This is a genomic window from uncultured Desulfosarcina sp., assembly GCF_963664155.2.
Lineage (GTDB): Bacteria > Desulfobacterota > Desulfobacteria > Desulfobacterales > Desulfosarcinaceae > Desulfosarcina.
In genome coordinates, this window is sequence record NZ_CAXXXH010000002.1 from 570,230 (window position 1) to 591,802 (window position 21,573).

Here is a 21,573-nt window from a genome sequence, read left to right on the forward strand (position 1 = left end):
CGGTCGCAAAGGCTGCGGTGGAAATAAATGCAAAACCAACGGAAGGGGGCAACAACCATGTTCGGTCGGTTGAAACAAATCATCCCGGTGATGTTTGTGCTGGTCCTGACGACGTCGGCCCACGGGCAGGAGGTCTCCAGGGAGGAGTTCAAGGGCCTGGACGAACAGGTCCAGGAGATCAAGTCGGATGTCCTGGCCATTGCGGCGGAGCTGAACCAGCTGGAGGAGAAACTGCTCTACCCGTCCAACACCCAGTTGGCGGTGTTCGTCTCCATGGCCGCAGATGAAGATTTCCGCCTCGACTCCATGGAGATTCAGCTGGGCGGCCAACCGGTGGCCTATCACATATACACCTTCAAGGAGCTCGAAGCCCTGCGCAAGGGCGGCGTGCAGCGTATTTACACCGGCAACATCCGGACCGGCGCCCATGACCTGCAGGTCACGATGGCCGGCAAGATTCACAAAGGCAGCTCCTTTACGAAATCCGGACGATTTACGGTCAACAAGGATGTGGGCCCTAAAATCGTCGAACTGTCTCTGACCGACCAAGGCATCAATTTCAAGGATCGCTAAACCATGTCCAGGCTTGTCGCAATCATCATCATCATCTGCATCGCCGTTTCATCGGCGGCGGCCGCCGAGATCGCCACCACGGCTCCCGAGGAGCTCAAGGACCTCTTTTTCGGCGAAGCCCTGTACAGCGCCTTCCAGGATGAGTGGTTCGACGCCATCGCCCGGCTGGACACCGAGCTGACCCTGTTTCACAGACTGGACGAGCCCGAGCTTGACACCCTCTATTACCACATCAATCACGCCGAATTCGCGGTGGGCGATTTCGAGCTGGCCTACCGCATGCATCAGCGCGCCGGGCGCGCCATCACCGCCGTGATCGAAGGCAATGTGGCAGCAGAGACCCGCAACGAAGCGATCTATCGACTGGCCCGCATCTATTTCCAGAAGGACCAGCCCCGCAACGCCCTGTTTGCCATCGAGCGGATCAAGGGCCAGCTGCCCTCGGGATTGCGGGACGATGCGGCCTTCCTGCACTCTCAGATTCTTTTGTCCAACGGGCGCAACGGCGACGCCGTCGAGCTGCTCAAAAAGCTCCAGGGTGTCAAAAGCCTTGAAGGCTTCACGTCATACAACCTCGGCATTGCGCTGATGCGTGACGGCCGGGCTGTCGAAGGGCTCACCTACCTGGACCGTACCGGACAGATCGACAGCGGCGACGAACTCACCCTGGCGATCAAGGACAAGGCCAATCTGGTGCTGGGCACCAAACTGATGACCGCCGAGAAATACCCGATGGCCAAAGAGATCCTGGACCGGGTGCGCCTGAACGGGCCGTTTTCCAACCAGGCGCTGTTGAGCTCCGGGTGGGCCGACGCCACCGAAGGGCGCTTCGAGCGGGCGCTGGTGCCTTGGAGCCTGCTGGTTCAGCGCGAGGCGACCGACGCCGCCGTGCAGGAGGCCATGCTGGCGGTGCCCTATGCCTACGGCAAGCTGAACGTGTACGCCAAGGCGGCCATGTTGTACGGCAGCGCCCTGGAGAAATTCAATGCGGAAGCGGACAAGCTGGAGGCCTCCGTCAAAAGCATCCGCGAGGGCCACTTCCTCAAAGCCCTGGTGCGCGAAGAGCTCAAACAGGACGCCAACTGGGTAGTCAAGCTGCGTCAGCTGCCCCAAACCCCGGAAACCTATTATCTGCTGACCCTCATGGCGTCTCACGATTTTCAGGAAGGCCTGAAGAATTACCTCGACCTGGAAGGGTTGCGCAAACGGCTGGAAAGGTGGGAAGGGGATCTGGACGCCTTCGAAGAGATCATCCTCCGGCGGCGGGTTTATTACCAACCCCTGCTGCCCGGCCTCGACGCGCAGTTCCGGGAACTCGACTCCAAAATGAAGTTTCGCCTGGAGCAGCGCGACCGCATCGACGAGCGCCTCAACGCCATGCTGACCGCACCGCGGCCCGATTATCTGGCCACTTCCCGGGAGCGGATCGTCTTCGAACGCCTCAACCGCCTGGAACGCCGCCTGCCCGACGGCCCCGCAAACGCCGTGGCCGAAGCCGGTGCGCGCATCAAACGCCTGCGCGGCCTGCTGACATGGGACATCCGCACCCAGTACGACCAGCGCTTCACCGAAGCGCACAAGCACCTCAGGGATCTGAACCGTGAAGTGGACCGGTTGAAGCAGCAGTACGCCGCTTTCGTGCGCACCCGCCAGGCCGCCACCCAGAGCTACGCAGGGTATGACGAATCGATCCGGCGCCTGCGGCACCTGATCCGCGAGGGCGGCCAAAAGGTCGATGTGTTGATGGCGCGCCAGGGCCACCTCCTGGAAGTGATGGCCGTCAGCGAACTGACCCGGCGGCGTGACCACCTGGCCGAATTTCAGATCAAGGCGCGTTTCGCCCTGGCGGACAGCTACGACCGCGCCGCCCGATCCCAGACCCAGGAGACACCGGAACAATGAAGTGGATCCGATTCCATATCGTGGCAGCCGCCGCCATGCTGATGGCCTGCCAACCGGTCAGCGACCGGGGGACCATCGGCCGGCTGCGCAATCAAACGATCGAGATCGAGGACGTGAAGGTCGAAGGCGGTCTCGAGAAGGCCATGCAGAGCTACCAGCGGTTTCTCCAGGAGACGCCCGACACCAAGCTGGCGCCCGAGGCCATCCGGCGCCTGGCCGATCTCAAGATCGAGCAAGAGTACGGCACCATCACCGGAGGGGCCCAACCCGTGGCGGACAAACTGGCGGCGCCGGAAACGGCCGCACGGGCCACGGCGGCCCCGGCCGGACCGGCCGCCGAACCGCCGGCGGCTGGCGAAGCGGACGACGCCTTCGAACGCCGGGCCACCCAAAGCCGGCCGCTGCCGGCCGCGCCGGCCGAGGCGCTGGATCTTCCGCCCGGCACCGACGAACTGGATCGCGCCGGCCCGCGCGAAGCCCTGGCCCTGTACCAGAAACTGCTCGACGACTACCCGCTTTACGACCGCAACGACCAGGTGCTCTACCAGATGTCCCGGGCCTATGAAGAGCTGGGCCGCAACCCGGAGGCCCTGGCGGTCATGGAGCGGCTGGTGCGCGAATACCCCGATTCCCGCTACATCGACGAGGTGCAGTTCCGGCGGGCCGAGCATTTTTTCAGCCGTCGCAAGTACCTGGACGCCGAGGACGCCTATAAATCCATTGTCGATATCGGCGTGGGGTCGTCCTACTATGAGCTGACCCTGTACAAGCTGGGGTGGACGTTTTACAAGCAGGAGCTTTACGAGGAGGCCCAGCACCGCTTCATCGCCCTGCTGGACCACAAGATCTCCATCGGCTACGATTTCGAGCAGATCGCGGACGAAGCCGAGCGCAAACGCACGGATGACACCTTCCGGGTCGTCAGCCTGAGTTTTTCCAACCTCGGCGGCGCCGGCGCGGTGGCGGAGTACTTCTCCCGTTACGGGCAGCGCAGCTATGAAGACAAGGTCTACGGCAACCTCGGCGAGTTTTACTTCGACAAACGCCGCTACGCCGATGCCAGCGCTACTTACAACGCCTTTGTCAGCCGCAACCCCTTCCACAAGAAGGCGCCCAATTTCCATATGCGTGTCATCGAAATCCACGCGGCCGGCGGTTTCCCCAGCCTGGTGCTGGACGCCAAGAAGGCATTCGCCACCAACTACGGCGTCAAGGCCGACTATTGGAAAGTCCACGATCCCAATGCACGCCAGGATGTCATGGACAACCTCAAGCAGAACCTGACCGACCTGGCCAACCACTACCACGCCAGCTATCAGCACCCGCGGCACAAGGACAAAAGGGCGGACAACTTCAAGGAAGCCTTGCACTGGTACCGTGAGTTCATGGTCTCTTTTCCCAAAGACAAAAAATCGCCGGGGATCAACTACCAGCTTGCTGATCTGCTGCTGGAAAACAAGAATTTCGGCGACGCCGCCGTCGAATACGAGAAGACCGCTTACGATTACCCGTCCCACACCAAGGCCTCCGCCGCCGGCTATGCGGCGGTCTATGCGCACCGCAAGCATCTCGAGACCACCGGCCCGACCCAAGCGAACCCGGTGAAACGCGAGGTGGTCCGTAGCTCCATGAAATTTGTGGACACCTTTCCGAACCATGAGAAAGCCGACATCGTGCTGGGCGCGGCCGCCGAAGATCTCTACGCCATGCAGGCCTTTGAAGAGGCCCTGGGCGCAGGCAGACGGCTGCTCAACGACTACCCCAAGGCCGATACCGAGGTCACCCGTACGGCCTGGCTGATCGTCGGCCACGCCTCGTATGAAATTGAGAAGTACCCGGATGCCGAACTGGCCTACCTGAAAGTGCTGGAGCTGCTTCCGGCCGGCGACAAGAGCCGTAAGGGGTTGATGGACAACCTGGCGGCATCGATCTACAAGCAGGGCGAGCAGGCCAATGCCGGCAAGGACTACCGCGCGGCCGCCGACCATTTCCTGAGGGTGGGCCGCGTTGCGCCCACCTCCCGGATCCGCGCCACGGCCGAGTACGACGGCGCCGCGGCCCTGATCCAGCTCAAGGCGTGGGAAGCGGCCGCCAGCGTGCTGGTCGGGTTCCGCAACCTGTTCCCCGGGCACGAACTGCAGCCCGAAGTCACCAAGAAAATTGCCTATGTTTATAAAGAGGATGGCAAGCTGTCCCTGGCGGCCCGGGAGTTCGAGCGCATCGAAACCGAAACCCGGGACGACGCCGTCCGTCGCGACGCCCTGCTGGTGGCGGCAGATCTGTATGAAAAGGACGGCGATAAGGTGCGCGCCCTGGCGGTCTACCGGCGCTATGTGGGCTATTTCCCGCAGCCGGTGGATTTGCAGTTGGAGACGCGCAACAAGATCGCCACCATCCTCAAGGCCCAGAACGATGTGAAGACCTACCACCAAGAGCTGCAGCAGATCGTCGCCATCGACGCGGCGGCCGGGAAGGAACGCACCCCGCGAACCCGCTACCTTGCCGGTAAAGGAGCCCTGGTGCTGGCGGAAGTCGATTACGCTGAATTCGAGGCGGTCCGACTGGTCAAACCCTTTCAGCGCAATCTGAAGAAGAAGCAGGAGCTGATGAAAAAAAGCATCAAGGCGTTCAACCGGTTGGTGGACTACGAGCTGGGCGAAGTGACCGCCGCAGCGACGTATTATCTCGCCGAGATCTACATCCATTTCAGCAAAGCACTGATGGCGTCGGAGCGTCCCGTACTGGGCTTTGATGTCCACCGGGTGCAACCCGGCGAGACCCTGTCCGGAATTGCCAAGACCTACGAGGCCGATGTCGGCAGGATCGCCCGCGAGAACAATCTGAACAGCGCCGGAACCATCGTCGCCGGGAAAAAGCTTAAAATACCCCGCGGGTTGAGCCCGATGGAGCTTGAACAGTACGAGCTGGCCCTCGAAGAACAGGCGTATCCCTTTGAAGAGAAAGGCATCGGGGTGCATGAGAGCAACCTCAAGCTGATCGGCCAGGGCGTATACAACGAGTGGATCGACAAGAGCCTGCAGAAACTGGCGAAGTTCATGCCGGCCCGCTACGCCAAGCCCGAAACGCCCGGCAGCATCGTCACTTCCCTGGAGCGCTTTAACTTTCAAGTCATCCGGGCGGCCCCCGTCGTCCCGCCCGCGCCGGATGTCCCGGGTGCGGCCGAAGCGGAAGCCGCTGCAGGACCGGCGGAGCCGACAGCGGCGGACGATGGGAGCGGCGCCAGCGCTGACGCGTGCGCCGACCCCGAGGGTGCAACGGAGGCGACGCAACAATGAGAACAATCAACACGGGAGTAGGAAGGATGCGGACCAATCCACGGCCCTGGCAAACAAGACGATCCTGCCTCGCATGGCTGCTGCCGGCCCTGATGCTTGCAGCGCTTTCCGGGTGCGTCACCGGTGGAAACGTAAAGCCGGAGCCGGCCGAACCATTGCCGCCGCCTGCTGAGCAAACCGCCGCAGCAATACCCGCGGAAGCACGTGCGCCGGAGCCAGAAGGCATCGTCATCGCAGAGTACCCCGACATGAGTCCGGCCGCGCGAATGGATTTCGTCCGCGCCGTGGCCCTGCTCAATGCCGGCGACGACAAGGGCGCCATCGGTTTTTTGGAGACGGTGATGGAAGCATCGCCCAACGTGTCGGCACCCTATATCAATCTTGGCATTGCTTACGCGCGCACCGGCCAGGCGGACAAGGCCGAAGCGCAATTCAAAAAGGCCCTGGAGCTGGCGCCCGGCCACCCGGTGGCCTGCAACGCGTACGGCCTGCTCTGCCGCAGGGCCGGGCGCTTCGACGAGGCCCGCACCCTGTACGAACAGGCCCTGGCCAGATATCCCCTGTACTACCCGGTGCATAAAAACCTGGGCATCCTCTGCGATCTCTATCTGAACGATCTGGCCTGTGCCCTGGAGCACTACGAGCAGTACAGCGAGGCCAAGCCCGATGACAAGCAGGTCGACGCCTGGATTGCGGATTTGCGCAACCGGATGGGGGTGCAGTGATGGGTTTCCGGTTTCTGGTTTCCGGTTTCGGGTTGGAACGGATTCGGACCTGCATGGGCCGCGGGCTTTGCATTGGGATGGTTTGCCTGGTGCTGCTGCTGGCCGGCACGACTTGGGCCGAAGACGGGGAGAAGATCTCCTCGAAAAAGGTGGACCCCACGGCCAAGGAGCTCTCCGGCATGTCCATTGTGGGCAACGACGAAGCTCCCAAATCGCTGTACATCGTCCCCTGGAAGAGTTCCGAGATCGGCGTGGAGACGAGCCTGAACGCCATGCTGAACGACAGGGAGATGCCGGTGGACCGCGATGTTTTCAAGCGGCAGCTGGATTTTTACAAGGTCAGCACGGCCAAGCAGCGGCCGTCGGAAGACCGCTGACGGGGCCTGTCGCGCCGGACGTCAACCCACCGGCGCGACAGCCCGGCGCGAATTGAAGATAACATCAGTAAACGGCAAGATGTCCGGTTTAGGAGGATCATCATGGGATTTTACTCACTGGTGGCTTTTTTTCAGAAGGGCGGAACGTTCATGTACCCGATTCTGCTCGTGTTTGCCATTGGCCTGGCCATAGCGATCGAGCGCTACATCCAGTTGAAGCGCATCCGGGTCGCCAACAACAACATGTGGAAAAAGCTGCACCCGGTGCTGACCAAAGGGGAGTTTGAACAGGCGCGCCAGATGGCCAACAAGGACAAGTCCCGCCTGGCGCAGATGCTGAGCATGGGCCTGGCGCGCCAGGGTGCGGTACGGCGTCGCGAAGACATCGAGATCGCCATGGAAGAGAGCATGATGGAGATCATTCCCCAGCTGGAAAAGCGCACGCCCTACGTGGCCCTGCTGTCGAACATCGCCACACTGCTGGGACTGTTGGGAACGATCATGGGGTTGATCGAAGCCTTCACGGCCGTGGCCAACGCCAACCCGGCCGAAAAGGCCGACCTGCTGTCGGCCAGCATCTCGGTGGCCATGAACACCACGGCCTTCGGCCTGATGGCGGCCATTCCGCTGCTCCTGCTGCACGCCAAGCTGACATCCACCACCGGCCAGATCATCGACGGCCTGGAGATGGCGTCGATCAAAGCCTTGAACACCATCTCCAACTTCGCCAAACGCCAATTCGAAACGGATGAATCATGACCAGACGAAACCGATTTAGAAACCGCATGGTGGAAACGCCGGAGCTGAACATCACCACGTTCCTCAACCTGATGGTGGTGCTCATCCCGTTTCTGCTCATCAGCGCCGTTTTCTCGCGGGTGACGATCATGGAGATGAGTGTTCCCACGAGCGCCGGCGGCACGGCGACGAACACCCCCAACTTCGCCATCGAGGTCATCGTGCGCCAGGCCGGCTTCGAGATCGCCAACGGCAACTCCGTGGAGGCGGCCATCCCCAAAAAGGACGGCGAGTACGACATGGAGATGCTCAACAAGATGCTGCTGCGCCTCAAAGCCCGGTATCCGGAAAAGGAAGACGCGACGGTGCTGATGGAGCCGGACATCGAGTACGACTACCTGATCCGCATCATGGACGCGGTGCGCGGCACCGAACTGAAGCCAGAGGGCGCCCAAGGGTCAGGGGACGCGGCCCAAGGAAGTGAGAATGCCAATGAACCGGTTCAAAGAGTCGTGCTCTTTCCGGACATATCCATAGGAGATGCGCCATGAGAAACAGCCGACGCATGCGACGAATGGGGCGCAACAAGAAGAAGGTGCCCAATCTGCCACTGACATCCCTGATGGATGTATTCACCATCCTGGTGTTCTTTCTGCTCTTCCATTCCGGCAGCAGCGAGATCATCGAAGCGCCCAAGCAGATCAAACTGCCCGAGTCCGTGGTGGAGGCCAAGCCCCGGGAGACCGTGGTGATCATGGTGAGTCCCGAGGTCGTGGTCGTCCAGGGCGATGCCGTGATCCCAACGGTGGATCTGCTGAATGTCCAGGCGGACACGGTGGATGAGATCACCGCGCGCCTGAAACAGCTCGAACGCAACATCATCGGTATCCGCACCCAGACCGCGGTGGAAAGCAAGGAAGTCACGATCCTGGCGGATAAAACGATACCGTTCCGGGCGCTCAAGAAAATCATGTCAACCTGCACCGGCTCGGGGTACGGCAAGATCTCCCTTGCCGTTACCCAGAAGAACGGAGAAAGCTAGTGGGGACGCTGTGAAACCATCTTTGTTAGCAGAAGAATTCGTGCCCCTGAACGCGCAGATTGAGCAGACTCAGGCGCAGCTTGAGACGCTCAGGGCGGAGATGGGCGCTGTCGACGCGGAGTTGGAGAAGCACGCCACGGCCAGACAGCGGGTGGAGGCCTTGAAGGAGGTCTGTGCCGCGCTGGACAAGCTGGAGGAACTCAAGGCCGGCGAGCTTTTCTGGAAGGGGATCACCGAAACCGGTGTGGCCAACGGTCACCTGAAACACGTGCGCGCACGGATCTCCCGGTTTGAGGAACGGATCAGCGGCGTCCTGGAAAAACAGGCCTCGCTGCAGGAGCGGATCGACCGGCGCCTGGAGGAGCTGGGTTTCCTCCACGACGAACTCAGCGAAGCCCACGAGCGTGCACAGCGCCGAAAAGAAGAGTTCGTCATCGAGCGGGAGATATCGGAAGTTCCCTTCCGCGAGATGATCATGCCCTGGACCAAGGAGGCCGAAAGCGAACGGCGCTTCCGGCGTGCCCTTCTGGTGGCCCTGCTGGTTTGTATCATCCTGGGATCTTTGGTGCGGTGGATCACGGTGCCGGTGCCCGATCGTTCGGTCGAAGTCGTCGAGATACCGGAACGCCTGGCCAAGCTGGTCAAGAACGAGCCGCCCATCCCGGTGCCGCCGCCCAAACCGAAGCCGCAGCCCAAAGAAGAGGCGCCCCAACCCGAGGATATCACCAAAACCAAACCGGACAAGCCCAAGAAGGATGCCAAACCGGATACGGCACCCAAGAAGGTGGCCAGCCAGAAGTCCGGCGACGGCCAGAAGCCCGGGGGCGGCAAGAAGGCCGCCCGCCAGCGTGCGGAACGTTCCGGCGTCCTGGCTTTCAAGCAGTCTTTTGCCGACCTGATGGATGAGACGCCCATCGCCAAACTCGGCACCGAGGCCCGCATCAGCAAGGAGAGCCCGCGGGTCGCCGGTCAGGCCGTGGCCCAGCGATCCCTGGTGGCCATTCAGGCCAAGGGAGGTTCGAGCGGCGGTATTCGCAACGCCCGGGTCAGCCGCAATGTGGGTAGCGGTCCGGGAAACGGTCTTGGCGGAAGCGGTATCGGCCGCGGAGGCGTCAGCGGCACCGGTGCCGGCTTTGCCCGGGTGGACAGCAACATCGCCGATCTCCAGGAACAGGATCGTCCGCTCAGCGATGGCCCCGGTCCGGGACGTACCGACGAAGAGATCCAGATCGTGTTCGACCGTTACAAGGCGACCCTGTACCGCATCTACAACAAAGAGCTGCGCAAGGATCCGACCCTGCGGGGCAAGATCCTGCTTCGGATCAGCATCGAAAGCAGCGGTGCGGTCTCGATGTGTTCAGTGGAATCCACCGATCTGGCATCGCCGGAACTGGTGGCCAAGATCGTGGACCGTATCAAACGGTTCAATTTCGGATCGAAAGAAAATGTACCCAAAATGACAATCCTGTACCCTATCGACTTTTTGCCCGCGGGGTAGGATCGTCAACAGGATCAATGCAACCTAAGCTGTTGGAACGATAGATCGCCAGATTTCAGGAGGAAAACAATGGGATTTTATTCAATGTTGGAATTTTTTCACAAGGGCGGGATGTTCATGTATCCTATTTTGCTCGTGTTTGTCATCGGCCTGGCCATCGCGCTGGAGCGATGGTTCCGCTTGACCCGCATCCGCAGTGTGAACCGCAAAATGTGGAATCAGCTCTATCCGATGCTCATCAAAGGTCAATTCGACAAGGTGACGGACGTCGTCGGCAACGACAAGTCCACGATCGCTCAGATGCTGGGTATGGGGCTGGCGCGGCAAGGGGCGGTGCGGCGTCGCGAAGACATCGAGATCGCCATGGAAGAGAGCATGATGGAAATCATCCCCCGATTGGAAGCGCGCACGCCGTATGTGGCCCTGCTCTCCAATATCGCCACCCTGCTGGGGCTGCTGGGAACCATCATGGGGCTGATCGAGGCCTTCACCGCAGTGGCCAATGCCAACCCTGCCGAGAAAGCCGATCTGCTGTCCGCCAGCATCTCGGTGGCCATGAACACCACGGCCTTCGGTCTGATGTCCGCCATCCCGCTGCTGCTGTTCCATGCCAAGCTGACTTCGACGACGGGTCAAATCGTGGACAGCCTCGAAATGGCATCGGTAAAGGCGCTCAACAGCATCTCTACGTTTCAACGGCGGAGATTGGAGACCAAACAGGCACATTCCGGCGACAACCCGCACGATGCCACCCGTGCGTCGCAGTAACGGGGAAGGGTACTTATCGCAAGGTATCTGGCGTTGTACGAGGCTGCCCAACCCGTGGCCGATGCGCTACTTTGGGCTGGATCCCCCGGCCCGAATCGCTTGGCGTGGATATATAACCCGGCACCATGAAATGAGCTGTCAACGCTAACTGGGGTCCGTCCAGAAAATGGATGGGCACTAAACAAAAGGAGAGGAAAATGAAAAGAAATCTGGTAGTGGCCCTTATTCTGATGATGATTGTTGCAATGGTCTTCTTGACAACTTCGTGTGCCAAAGAAGCGGTGCAATCCCAACCGGAAACGATTAGCCAACCGGAAGCTCCGGTTGCCTCCGAAGAACCTGCACAGACCGCCGAGCAGGCCGAACCTCCGGCCGAGGTACCTGCCCCGGTAGTGACCGACGCTGCCGTTGTGAACGAGAAGATCTATTTTGGCTTCGACAGCGCGGCGTTGTCGGATCAGGCCCCGCCGATATTGGCACGGATGGCGGATTACCTGCGCACCAATCCCAACCTGAGCGTTACGGTTCAGGGGCACTGCGATGAGCGGGGGACGAAGGCCTACAACATGGGCCTGGGTACGCGGCGCGCTGAAGCGGTCAAAACGTACCTCGTGGATCAGGGGGTTCAGGCCGATCGGCTGGCAACGATGAGTTATGGCGAAGCACGGCCCGCTGCCATAGGGCAGAACGAGACCGCCTGGACCCAGAACCGCCGGGCTGAATTCGTGGTCGACTGATCGCCTGGCAGTTTTGATAAAGGGAGGGGATTTCGATTCGGCAAGCTATCGCCAAAATTGAACCCGTAATCGCATTAAATCGCGTATGCAAAAAGAAGGGGTTGTAACCTTTTATGGTTATAACCCCTTTTGTATTGTTGGTGCCGAGGGCGGGACTCCGGTCAGCTGTAAAATCGCTGTAATCAAGGGTCTCGCTAAGTCTTAGTCAACTCATTGAAAACACACTGCTAATATCCAGAGTACCCACCGGGTTAGTGCTAACAAGTGACACAGTCAGCTGTAAAAAAGCTGTAAAAAAGCTGTAAATACCTTATCGCCTTGAACCCACATTTGCAAGCCTGAAGTCACCACTCGTTTCATCACATCAGCAGCCCCGGAAGTTATCTTTGTGTGAAGCTGGCTCCACTGCTGTTGCGGTTGGGGGATGTCATGTTATTAATAGGACTGCGTTGCCGTAGGATTATAGCAGGGTGTTTGGTTTGGTAATATCAGGTTTTGACATGAACCTATGCAGTGATGTACTCTCAATTGTCTGAAATCGCGTTTATTCTCTTCTTAGATTGTGTCATCTAATTCAATAATTGATTGCGATAGGCTATTTTTTTGTCTTAAATAAGGGACTTAATAAGGCGGCTATTGAAAAACAATTTCATAAGCAAAAAGAAGGTTGCATATGGATAGCTGGTGGCAATTAGGCGAGGGTATCGGGCAACGCGGCGCAACACTTGCCGTATATCAGATTACCTGTCCTTTCTGCATGGAACGGGGCAATTTCAAAACAGCGTTTCACGCAGAAAAGAAAAAGCCGGCCTCTGATAAAAAATTAAACTTCGAAACACTTGAGTGCGGAAACTGTGCTGGGTATGTAATGGTGCTGTGGTCCGCAAATGAGTTCAACTATGGAGGCGGCATTCATAACTACAAAGTACTACCGTGGCCTCTGAAGTTCGAAAAATATCCTGAGCACTGGCCTGAGGCTATCGGGAGATATTGGTTACAAGCAAAGCGTAACATCCGTGATGAAAATTATGATGCAGCCGCTGTTATGGCACGAAGCGCTTTACAAATAGCGCTAAGAGAATGTAAGGCTAAGGGAAAAAATCTAAAACAAGAAATAGATGATCTTGCCGAGAAAGGTATATTGCCACCGATCATGAAAGATTGGTCCGATCATGTCCGGGAGTTGGGCAATGATTCAGCACATCCGGATCCACTGCAAGGACCAACAGATCCTCAAGATGCTCGAGACATAGTACGTTTTCTCGATTTCTTGCTCGAATTTTTATATACCCTTCCTCATCGTATCCAACAATATAGGGAACGAGGAAAGAAAGGGACATAAGGAAGCAGCTCATAAAAAAGGCTTTCAGCGTATGCCTATCGGCGCGAGCTGAAGTCGGTCGTTCCGTATAGCCCCAACTAATTCCCAAACCGAGTCAAAAGGAAAATTGACTGCGTACCCCAACCATCGTAACCACACCAACATACCAACTTATTAAGGCCTTGCTTGCTGAAGCTGTCTTGGAGCCTACTGGTAGCGATCATCTAAGCCCCGAAAAGCTAACCTCTAAGATCCGGTATGCCTTCTCCATTCCAATCTGCTTTGCCTTCTTGTCTGCATCCTCGATGGCCAATCTCATCTTCTGAGCCAGCAGGTGGTAAGATTCCGGTAAAACCATTCTGATCGCCTAACCATGGTTCACAATTCAACCCATCGTTCATTGACACCCTACAAGCATTCGCTTACAATCATTTTTGCTCCAAGTTTTCAGGTTCCAGAGTGTTCTCAATTCCCAAACTTCATGAATATACGGTTACATCGGAAAACCTGTGACCTCATCTGTCACACCTGCATGATAATGGTGGGTTTATTAATACCTTTCAATCTTAGGGGGAGTCCTGATGGTACAAGATTTCAGGCGGTTCTTCAAAGCCGCCCTTGGGGATTCATATACGCCTTATCCTTTTCAATCTAAGTTGGCCTCTGACCAGTGGCCGCATATCGTAGAGATACCCACAGGCTTAGGAAAAACAGCAGCTATCGTATTGAGCTGGATGTACAAGAGGCTCCATAATGACCCCACGACACCTCGTCGCTTAGTTTACTGTTTACCTATGCGCGTCTTGGTCGAACAGACAGCAAATAACATAGCCACATGGATTGAGAGGCTGTCTGAATCCGGTATACTGCCAGAGGCCTGGGATCTGACGGTTTATTCCCTCAAGGGTGGTGAAATCGAAAACGATTGGGACAGGTATCCTGAAAACAATGCCATTGTGGTCGGTACTCAGGATCAGCTCCTATCACGAGCTCTTAACAGAGGATACAGCATGAGCCGCTTCAGGTGGCCCATTGATTTCGGTTTTCTGAATAATGATTGCCTCTGGGTCATGGATGAGGTCCAGCTTATGGGTGTGGGGCTGGCGACAACCGCACAGCTACAGGCTTTCAGGCAGAATCTTGGAACATTCACTCCTGTGCACTCTGTCTGGATGAGTGCTACGCTTCAGAAAGAATGGCTCAATACAGTGGACTTCAAGCCGCATTCGGGTGGCCTGAGGGAGCTAAAACTAACCACAGAGGACAGGCAACAACCATCGGTGTCCAAGCGTATCAAGGCAAAGAAACCACTTCAGAAGATTGCAGCTGATGATAATGCCCCTGGAAAGCTTGCCGGTGAGATTCTCAAGGCTCACAGAGATGGGACTCGCACACTGGTTGTCGTCAACACGGTCAAGAGGGCAGTTAATATCTATAACCTGCTCAAAAAGAAGAAACCAAAGGCGCAGCTGTCTTTGCTCCATTCCAGATTCAGACCTGCTGACCGTGAGAAAGCCTTGAAGAAGGTCTTTGCTGAGCCAACTGGTAATGGTTCAATCTGCATTTCCACACAGGTTGTCGAAGCTGGCGTCGATATATCTGCTACCACCCTGCTGACAGACCTTGCTCCATGGTCGTCTCTGGTTCAACGCTTTGGAAGATGCAACCGTTATGGCGATGATGGGAAAGCTCAAGTCTATTGGGTCGAACTGGATACGAACAATAAGGGTTCGGAACTTCCATATACAGAGCAAGCGCTGGTTGAATCAGCGTCAATCTTGGAATCATTGAATGATGTGGGGTCTGGCAACTTGCCTCCTGTATCCTCTCAGGAGAGCTTCAAACATGTGATACGCAAGAAAGACCTGATCGATCTGTTCGATACAACCCCAGACCTCTCAGGCATGGACATTGACATATCAAGGTTCATTCGTGAATCAGATGACATCGATGTGCATGTGTTCTGGAGGGACTTCGGGGCGCAGGAACCTGACACAGATGTCCGTTCTCCGGCACACAATGAGCTTTGTTCTGTCCCTATTCGGTCGATTCGGGCTCTGAATGGGATAACTCCGCTTAGCTGGGACCATTTGGATAAGGTATGGAGCAGGCCTGCCAGCATCAACCCTGGAATGACTCTCATGATGGCCGTCTCTGATGGTTGTTATGACCCTGAGATAGGATGGACTGGGGACAAATCTGATATACCTGAACTGATTGAACCAAATACAAAGGTCAGTGAAGGTGACGATGATGACCTTTATGTAACGGGCAAGTGGCAGACTTTGAGCGATCATACAAATGAAGTGGTATCGAGCCTCATGAATATTCTCAAGAGCTGCACATTCGACGGAGATGGTATCAGGGATGCTCTCATTGATGCTGCCCACTGGCATGATGTCGGTAAAATCCATGAGGTCTTTCAGTCGGCGGTTCTGAAAGATTGCCCAGCAGACGTTGATAAGTCCACACATTGGGCAAAGACATCAAACAACAACATTCGTTACAGCCGAAGAGGGTTTAGGCATGAACTCGCATCCGCTATCGCAATGATTGTAAATGGCCTATCAGATTTGTCAGCTTACCTTGCAGCAGCCCATCACGGAAAGGTAAGGTTGTCCATTCGGTCCTTACCACACGAAAGCCTCCCCAATAATCCCGATATAAGGTTTGCCAGAGGCGTCTGGGAAGGTGATGTCCTGCCTGAAACGGTTCTTGAAGGTGGTCATAAGGTGCCTGAAACGATTATGGACCTTTCTTATATGGAGTTTGGAGACGGCCCTAAGGGTCCGAGCTGGACTTCACGTATGATTGCCTTGAGGGATGACAAGAACCTTGGCCCATTCCGATTGTCCTACCTTGAAGGTCTGCTAAGGGCGGCTGACTGGAGAGCAAGCGCAAAGGCAGGTGATTAGCATGAAGCATCAACACTACCTCTCAGGATGCCGACCCAAACCATTGGCCAGTTACTTGAAGGCAGTTGGACTTTTACGACTCTTATCCGAGCAGAAAGACCCCGATGCTAAGGGATGGTGGGAAAATGAAAAGTTTGTGGTCCAGACCTCGCTTGACCGAGAAGAGCTCATGGGTTTCTTTTGCAAAGAGTATGTTCCTACCCCTGTCATAGCCCCTTGGAATGGTGGCAGCGGTTTTTACCTTGGTGACAATCAAGAGGGTATGAATGCCATACTTGAAAGCTCTGATGGAAGATTCAACAACTACAAAGAGGTCATATCACAGGTGCAGTCATGGCCTGAGATACCGTCATTTCAGACTGTTGAGGACATATATGGCCTTCTTAAGACAACCATGGCGTCCATGGGTACAGGAAAGAAAAGGGATGACTTGGGAAAGATGTTGAACAGCATTGAGGGCGATGCACCTCCTCTCGAGCTTCTCAATGGTCGTAGCGTCCTTGAAATACCACTCGAAGAGGTTGAAGAAGCTTCCAAAGCTAACGATGCCCCGGACAAATCCAAGTGGCAAAAATGGTGGAAATCGCTGAAGAAGGCTCGGACAAATTGCAATACGATAAAACGCGCGGAGAATAAGACCGCCATCATCCCATTGTGCAGAGCACGGTTACCTGAATCCTGCCTGCCTTGGATAGATGCTGTCTGTGCGATAGGTGACCATGAAGGGTTTTCCTATAACCCAGTTCTTGGAAGTGGAGGAAATGAGGGGCGCCTTGATTTCAGCAACACTTTCATGAAACGTGTTTCTGATCTGTTCATCAGTGGCTGCATGGAAAACACCCTCCGCCTGTTCGATTCAGCTGTGTTTGACACAGTGATACCCGAACTTGTTTACGCAAAGATTGGTCAGTATGACCCTGGAAAGGCTGGCGGTTATAACCAAGGTATGGAGATTGAGACCAAAGAGTTCAAGATTAACCCTTGGGACTTCATCCTTACCATTGAAGGGGCATTGCTCTTGGGGGGAGCTGTGGCTCGTCGTAACCCAACCAATGAAAGGACGCACTTTACCGCACCGTTTACAGTCAGCTTCTCACCAGTCGGCTTCTCTTCAAGCTCATCCATAGAGTCTGGACGCTATGAAACCTGGCTCCCACTATGGAACAACCCCGCGTCTTTTCATGAGGTGCAATATCATTTCGGTGAAGGAAGGGCTAACCTCGGGCGCAATATCGCCAAGACAGGTATTGAATTTTCACGCGCAGTTGGAAGCCTTGGTGTAGACAGGGGCATCAACGCCTTTGAAAGGTTCATATTCCTTGAGCGACGAGGGCAGAACAAGGTCGCCTTGCCTGCTGGGCGTATCAATGTAAAGTTCAAGCCTCAACTGTACCTGCTTCATGAATTGGATACTGTGCTCAGACCTGTGTTGGCCTTCTTGAGGGCAACCAAGAATGTTCCAGCCACGTTCGTCAGCGCCCAGAGAAACATTGATAACGCGATATTCGCTTGCACTCAGAAACCTGACCCATTCGCCTTCAACAACTTGATACGAGAGATAGGCTGCCTTGAAAGGGTCATATCCACCCACAATCTTTCCGCAAAGCCGGCAAAGCCGCTTCTGGGGCTTTCACCGAAATGGGTAGCCCACTGCGATGATGGAACCGTTGAGGTCAGGATAGCAGCCGCTCTGGCATCAATCAGTTCTACAGGCAAGGTGGGACCAATCAGAACCAATGTGTCTTGTGTCAACCCCAGCAAACCTTGGCTGTGGGATGACACCCGAAAGAGCTGCTGGTTTGGTAACAGCCTCCATGAACGGATGTGCAATGTTTTAAAGTATCGTTTGATGGACGGTGAAAGAACTTCTGCTGACAGCATACCCTTCGATTCCTTCTTGTCCATATCCCCACACGATGTGATGCTGTTCCTTGGCAAAGAGTGCGATGACACGAAGATTGAGGAACTGTTTTGGGGATTCATGCTCGTTGACTGGAAAAAAGAAGGTCTTCAGGAGCTCAGGAAGAGCTGGTCAGAGCCTATAGATGAAGAACCGCTATCAAGAGCGTGGTGTCTTCTCAAGCTATTACACCTGCCCAATAAGATACGAAACCCAAAGACAGGTATGCCAATAGCAATCAAGTCTGAGCCGAGAATCTCCCAACTCCTTTCAGCTAATCGTCTCAAAGAGGCTTGTGATATTGCAGTTCGCAGATTGCGTGTCTCTGACCTGAACCCCTTTGGCGTGACCTACGATGAACCCGCAGATGCAACCCGTATGCTGGCAAGCTTGTTGTTGCCGATATCAGGTCAATGGAAACTGGAATCACTGGTGATAGACAGGAAAACCAACAAACAAAAATAGGAGATGAACATGTTTGAGAACCTGAAGGATGCAAAGCGCCTATTGATTGAAGCCAAACTTGTCCCTATGCAGGGGAGCAGGTTTCAGCCTACCGGCTTTCCAGACCTTGGAGCTGCTACGTATCAGCTTGCAGATGGTACAAGGATGTTGCTGGTCGAGTCGGCACAATCCATTGCCAATCGTTTGGAGAATACGATAATCGGTCCTGACAGCGAACTTGTAGAAGAGTTAGCAGGTCTTTCATACATCAGGGTTAAACTGACCGAGGGTTCCGACACAAAGACAAATTCACTCATAGAAGCCCACAGGATTAACTCGCCTTTCATCATCTCCGACGAAAACTTTCAGAAGGCTTTTGTTGAAGCTTCAAGATACGAGGCGAACAAGCCGCTTGACTGGCAAAAAATAGCGACAGCCCTGTTCAAGTTTGATGTCAATTCATTGCTCCACGGTGTGTTTCTTGCCAACTTGGGAGATGGTCGTATCAAGATGCCGAGAGCTCTATCAGGCTTTATTGAAGCGTCGGATGTGCAGGAAGTCGTCTCTGGAGGGGTCAAGAACAACCCGATAGATCCCACAGGCACTTTACGGGCAAAGAACTACGATAAAGATGTTTACAGCAATGTCCCGTACCAACGTGTTGAGTACACCGCTGGCAGCATCAAAGCTTATTTCAACCTGGATATCGGGCTTCTGCGGAGCTACACGAATGGTAATGGTGACGCTTTCGAGCTGCTGGTATCATTGGCTCTTTACAAGGTTCTTACGTTCCTCGAAGACGGCACAAGACTCAGGACAGCATGTGACCTGAAACTCGAAGGTCCTTTGAACATAACTGAACCTGAGGGGTTTGCCATGCCCGAAAGAACAATAGTCTTGAGTTTTCTCAAGGGAAAAATCGCTGCATGCAAGTCACTGTTTGCAGACCCTGCTGTTACTCAGCTTGAAACAGCGACGGTCATAAAGAAGAAATCATCCTAACAGGGGGATGCTGAGATGGTCATAATAGAACTCGGATTCCCAAGTGGGCGCTTCCATGCCACACCTTGGGGACACAATGTAAATGAGGGTGTTGTTGAGTGGCCCCCGTCACCATATCGTATAGCCCGTGCGCTGGTGGATGTTTGGAAACGCAGGAGACCAGACTGGCCTGTTGAAAGGGTTGAGCCTATCCTTCAAGCCTTATGCACGTTGCCATCGTTTTATTTACCACCGGCCTCTGCATCCCATACTCGTTCATATCTGAACAGCAATGAGCGCAATACCTTCGCACAGCAGTTGATATTCGATGCATTCGTTGCTGTCGGCAAGGAAGAGAAGCTATTGATGGGGATCGATTCTGATCTATCTCCTGACGCCGTCGGTGATTTGAATGAACTCCTCAGCGAGCTGAACTACTTGGGGCGGTCTGAATCATGGATATCGTGCAGAGCGATCACGGACCACCATGATGTTCAATGGAACTGTGTCCCTTTGACCGAGCAGGAGTCAAAAGGAAGGACAGAAACGGTTCAAGTATCATGTGTGCTTTCGCCTGAAGACCATGCAAGACTTCCCTACAAACCAGAGTCAGAAACATGGCTGAATGCCTTGTGCATGACCTCCAAGGACATCCTGACCAAAGGCTGGAGCGCACCTCCTGCAATGCTGAGGCATGACTACGCTCGTCCTGTAAATGCGTTACAGCCCTCACTCAGGAAGAAACGAAAGGCGCCAAAGCGACAATTCAGATGCGTGAGGTATCAGCTCCAATCCAGTGTCTTGCCAAGAGTGCAGGAGACTGTCCAGTTTGCTGAGCGCATTCGTGGCCACCTGATGGGCATTCACAAGAAAATCCACGATGACGACCCTTCACAGGTTTCTCAGATATTCAGTGGTAAGGGAGATAATGGAAAGAAGCTTGAGGGGCATAGGCACGCCTTTTACCTGCCCTTGGACGAGGATGGTGATGGTCGGATAGACCACCTGATGGTTGTGGCAGCAGAGCCTTTCAATGTCTCTGAACTCAAGGCAATGGACAGGCTACGCGCAGTCTGGCAGTCTAAGGGGCGACCTGATGTTAACATTATCCTGCTGTCCATGCTTAATGAACCAGAGGCCAAACTCTCCAGAACATGGGTAAGTGCGACACCTTTCGTGACTGCAAGACATTACAGGAAAGGCCGAGGGAGCTACGAAGAGTGGGTTGAGAATGAGATTGTAAGAGAGTGCGCATTTCATGGCATCCCTGAGCCTTCAGAGATACAGTTCATCGACCGTTCTATTGTTGGGCGTCCAATACGATGGATGGAGTTCTGTAGAAGCCGCAAGAACGGTTCTACGCTTAGGGGTGTCGGTTGTATTCTTACCTTTGATAAGCCTGTGCCTGGGCCCTTCCACATAGGTGCGCTCTGCCATTTTGGGCTGGGGCGGTTTGTTGTGATGGATGAATAGGGCCCGTTTCCGCGAACCTGAAGCTTACATGAAAATGCCGTAGGTTCGCGATACAATGAAATCAATGGATTGGTGCTACTGCTGAGGTTTTGGGGAAAATTGGGAGGGGTGATGGCTTATGGTTCGCGGGTCCTTGGTTTTATGCTTTGTCATATTAGCGGGTTGTGGCGGAGCCGTTTACCGAGGTTTGATTCCTCGGCCCCATTGAAGCAGGTACAGGCTATGCTACTGGTGCATCTGGCAATGTTTACCGAGGTTTGATTCCTCGGCCCCATTGAAGCCCGCTGTTTGGGTTGTAAGTCTCCGACCGGTCAGGTTTACCGAGGTTTGATTCCTCGGCCCCATTGAAGCATATATAAAGTAATTCCGTGGCCTTGGCTGTTGCCGTTTACCGAGGTTTGATTCCTCGGCCCCATTGAAGCCAATCCGTAAACGGCGGGTATGCCCAGATAGGCTGTTTACCGAGGTTTGATTCCTCGGCCCCATTGAAGCAGGCAAAACGCCGATGCGACGTTGCCAAATACGGTTTACCGAGGTTTGATTCCTCGGCCCCATTGAAGCCTGAAATCGAGAGCCTGGTGGGAAGAGGACTGCGTTTACCGAGGTTTGATTCCTCGGCCCCATTGAAGCAGCGCCGATTGTCGTTACCCTATACCTAACCATGTTTACCGAGGTTTGATTCCTCGGCCCCATTGAAGCAACGAATTCACCTATGACATTGATAACGGTATCGGGTTTACCGAGGATTGATTCCTCGGCTCCATTGAAGCTACTGGCCTACTCTGGCTCATCTTGGTGAACAAGCCGTGTACCGAGGTTTGATTCCTCGGCTCCATTGAAGCGGCTATCAAGAACGCTTTGCCGAATATCGCTATAAGTGCAC

The 21,573-nt window shown here is 55.2% G+C and carries 16 protein-coding genes and 1 CRISPR repeat array (1 of these 17 running past the window's edge); all 16 genes read left to right on the forward strand.

Going from position 1 to position 21,573, the window contains the following annotated elements:
• Positions 1-27 precede the first annotated feature (27 nt).
• Positions 28-573: a hypothetical protein gene (locus tag ACHZBS_RS26715; RefSeq protein WP_319409578.1), complete on the forward strand. Its 546-nt coding sequence runs from the start codon at positions 28-30 to the stop codon at positions 571-573.
• Between the two features lie 3 nt (positions 574-576).
• Positions 577-2,475, forward strand: coding sequence for a hypothetical protein (locus ACHZBS_RS26720; protein WP_319409579.1), 1,899 nt, complete (start codon positions 577-579; stop codon positions 2,473-2,475).
• Positions 2,472-5,771 (forward strand): tetratricopeptide repeat protein, encoded by a 3,300-nt coding sequence (locus tag ACHZBS_RS26725; protein ID WP_319409580.1) that lies wholly within the window; start codon positions 2,472-2,474, stop codon positions 5,769-5,771. Before ACHZBS_RS26720 ends, ACHZBS_RS26725 begins: the two co-directional genes overlap by 4 nt.
• Before the next feature lie 26 nt (positions 5,772-5,797).
• A complete protein-coding gene (locus ACHZBS_RS26730; RefSeq protein ID WP_319409581.1) occupies positions 5,798-6,496 on the forward strand; it encodes a tetratricopeptide repeat protein in 699 nt (232 codons plus the stop codon).
• Complete coding sequence (locus tag ACHZBS_RS26735) at positions 6,496-6,873, forward strand: hypothetical protein (protein WP_319409582.1); 378 nt, start codon at positions 6,496-6,498, stop codon at positions 6,871-6,873. Before ACHZBS_RS26730 ends, ACHZBS_RS26735 begins: the two co-directional genes overlap by 1 nt.
• A 102-nt stretch (positions 6,874-6,975) precedes the next feature.
• Complete coding sequence (locus ACHZBS_RS26740) at positions 6,976-7,632, forward strand: MotA/TolQ/ExbB proton channel family protein (protein WP_319409583.1); 657 nt, start codon at positions 6,976-6,978, stop codon at positions 7,630-7,632.
• Positions 7,629-8,162, forward strand: a complete 534-nt coding sequence (locus ACHZBS_RS26745) for a biopolymer transporter ExbD (protein ID WP_319409584.1) — start codon at positions 7,629-7,631, stop codon at positions 8,160-8,162. Before ACHZBS_RS26740 ends, ACHZBS_RS26745 begins: the two co-directional genes overlap by 4 nt.
• Positions 8,159-8,653: a biopolymer transporter ExbD gene (locus ACHZBS_RS26750; protein ID WP_319409585.1), complete on the forward strand. Its 495-nt coding sequence runs from the start codon at positions 8,159-8,161 to the stop codon at positions 8,651-8,653. Before ACHZBS_RS26745 ends, ACHZBS_RS26750 begins: the two co-directional genes overlap by 4 nt.
• Positions 8,654-8,693: 40 nt before the next feature.
• Positions 8,694-10,151, forward strand: a complete 1,458-nt coding sequence (locus ACHZBS_RS26755) for an AgmX/PglI C-terminal domain-containing protein (RefSeq protein WP_319409586.1) — start codon at positions 8,694-8,696, stop codon at positions 10,149-10,151.
• Positions 10,152-10,220: 69 nt separating this feature from the next.
• Entirely contained in the window at positions 10,221-10,919 is a 699-nt protein-coding gene (locus tag ACHZBS_RS26760; RefSeq protein WP_319409587.1) for a MotA/TolQ/ExbB proton channel family protein, read from the forward strand.
• Positions 10,920-11,116: 197 nt separating this feature from the next.
• Positions 11,117-11,656: a peptidoglycan-associated lipoprotein Pal gene (gene pal / locus ACHZBS_RS26765; protein WP_319409588.1), complete on the forward strand. Its 540-nt coding sequence runs from the start codon at positions 11,117-11,119 to the stop codon at positions 11,654-11,656.
• Positions 11,657-12,329: 673 nt separating this feature from the next.
• Positions 12,330-12,998: a DUF4145 domain-containing protein gene (locus ACHZBS_RS26770; RefSeq protein ID WP_319409589.1), complete on the forward strand. Its 669-nt coding sequence runs from the start codon at positions 12,330-12,332 to the stop codon at positions 12,996-12,998.
• Positions 12,999-13,558: 560 nt separating this feature from the next.
• Positions 13,559-15,892, forward strand: a complete 2,334-nt coding sequence (gene cas3, locus ACHZBS_RS26775) for a CRISPR-associated helicase Cas3' (protein WP_319409590.1) — start codon at positions 13,559-13,561, stop codon at positions 15,890-15,892.
• A gap of 1 nt (position 15,893) precedes the next feature.
• On the forward strand, positions 15,894-18,257 hold the full coding sequence (csx17, locus tag ACHZBS_RS26780) for a type I-U CRISPR-associated protein Csx17 (RefSeq protein WP_319409591.1): 2,364 nt from the start codon (positions 15,894-15,896) through the stop codon (positions 18,255-18,257).
• A gap of 9 nt (positions 18,258-18,266) precedes the next feature.
• A complete protein-coding gene (gene cas7u, locus ACHZBS_RS26785) occupies positions 18,267-19,238 on the forward strand; it encodes a type I-U CRISPR-associated RAMP protein Csb1/Cas7u (RefSeq protein WP_319409592.1) in 972 nt (323 codons plus the stop codon).
• A gap of 15 nt (positions 19,239-19,253) precedes the next feature.
• A complete protein-coding gene (gene csb2 / locus ACHZBS_RS26790; RefSeq protein WP_319409593.1) occupies positions 19,254-20,690 on the forward strand; it encodes a type I-U CRISPR-associated protein Csb2 in 1,437 nt (478 codons plus the stop codon).
• Between the two features lie 175 nt (positions 20,691-20,865).
• A CRISPR array of direct repeats spans positions 20,866-21,573; the repeat unit is 36 nt; unit sequence GTTTACCGAGGTTTGATTCCTCGGCCCCATTGAAGC; it runs 453 nt beyond the window's last position.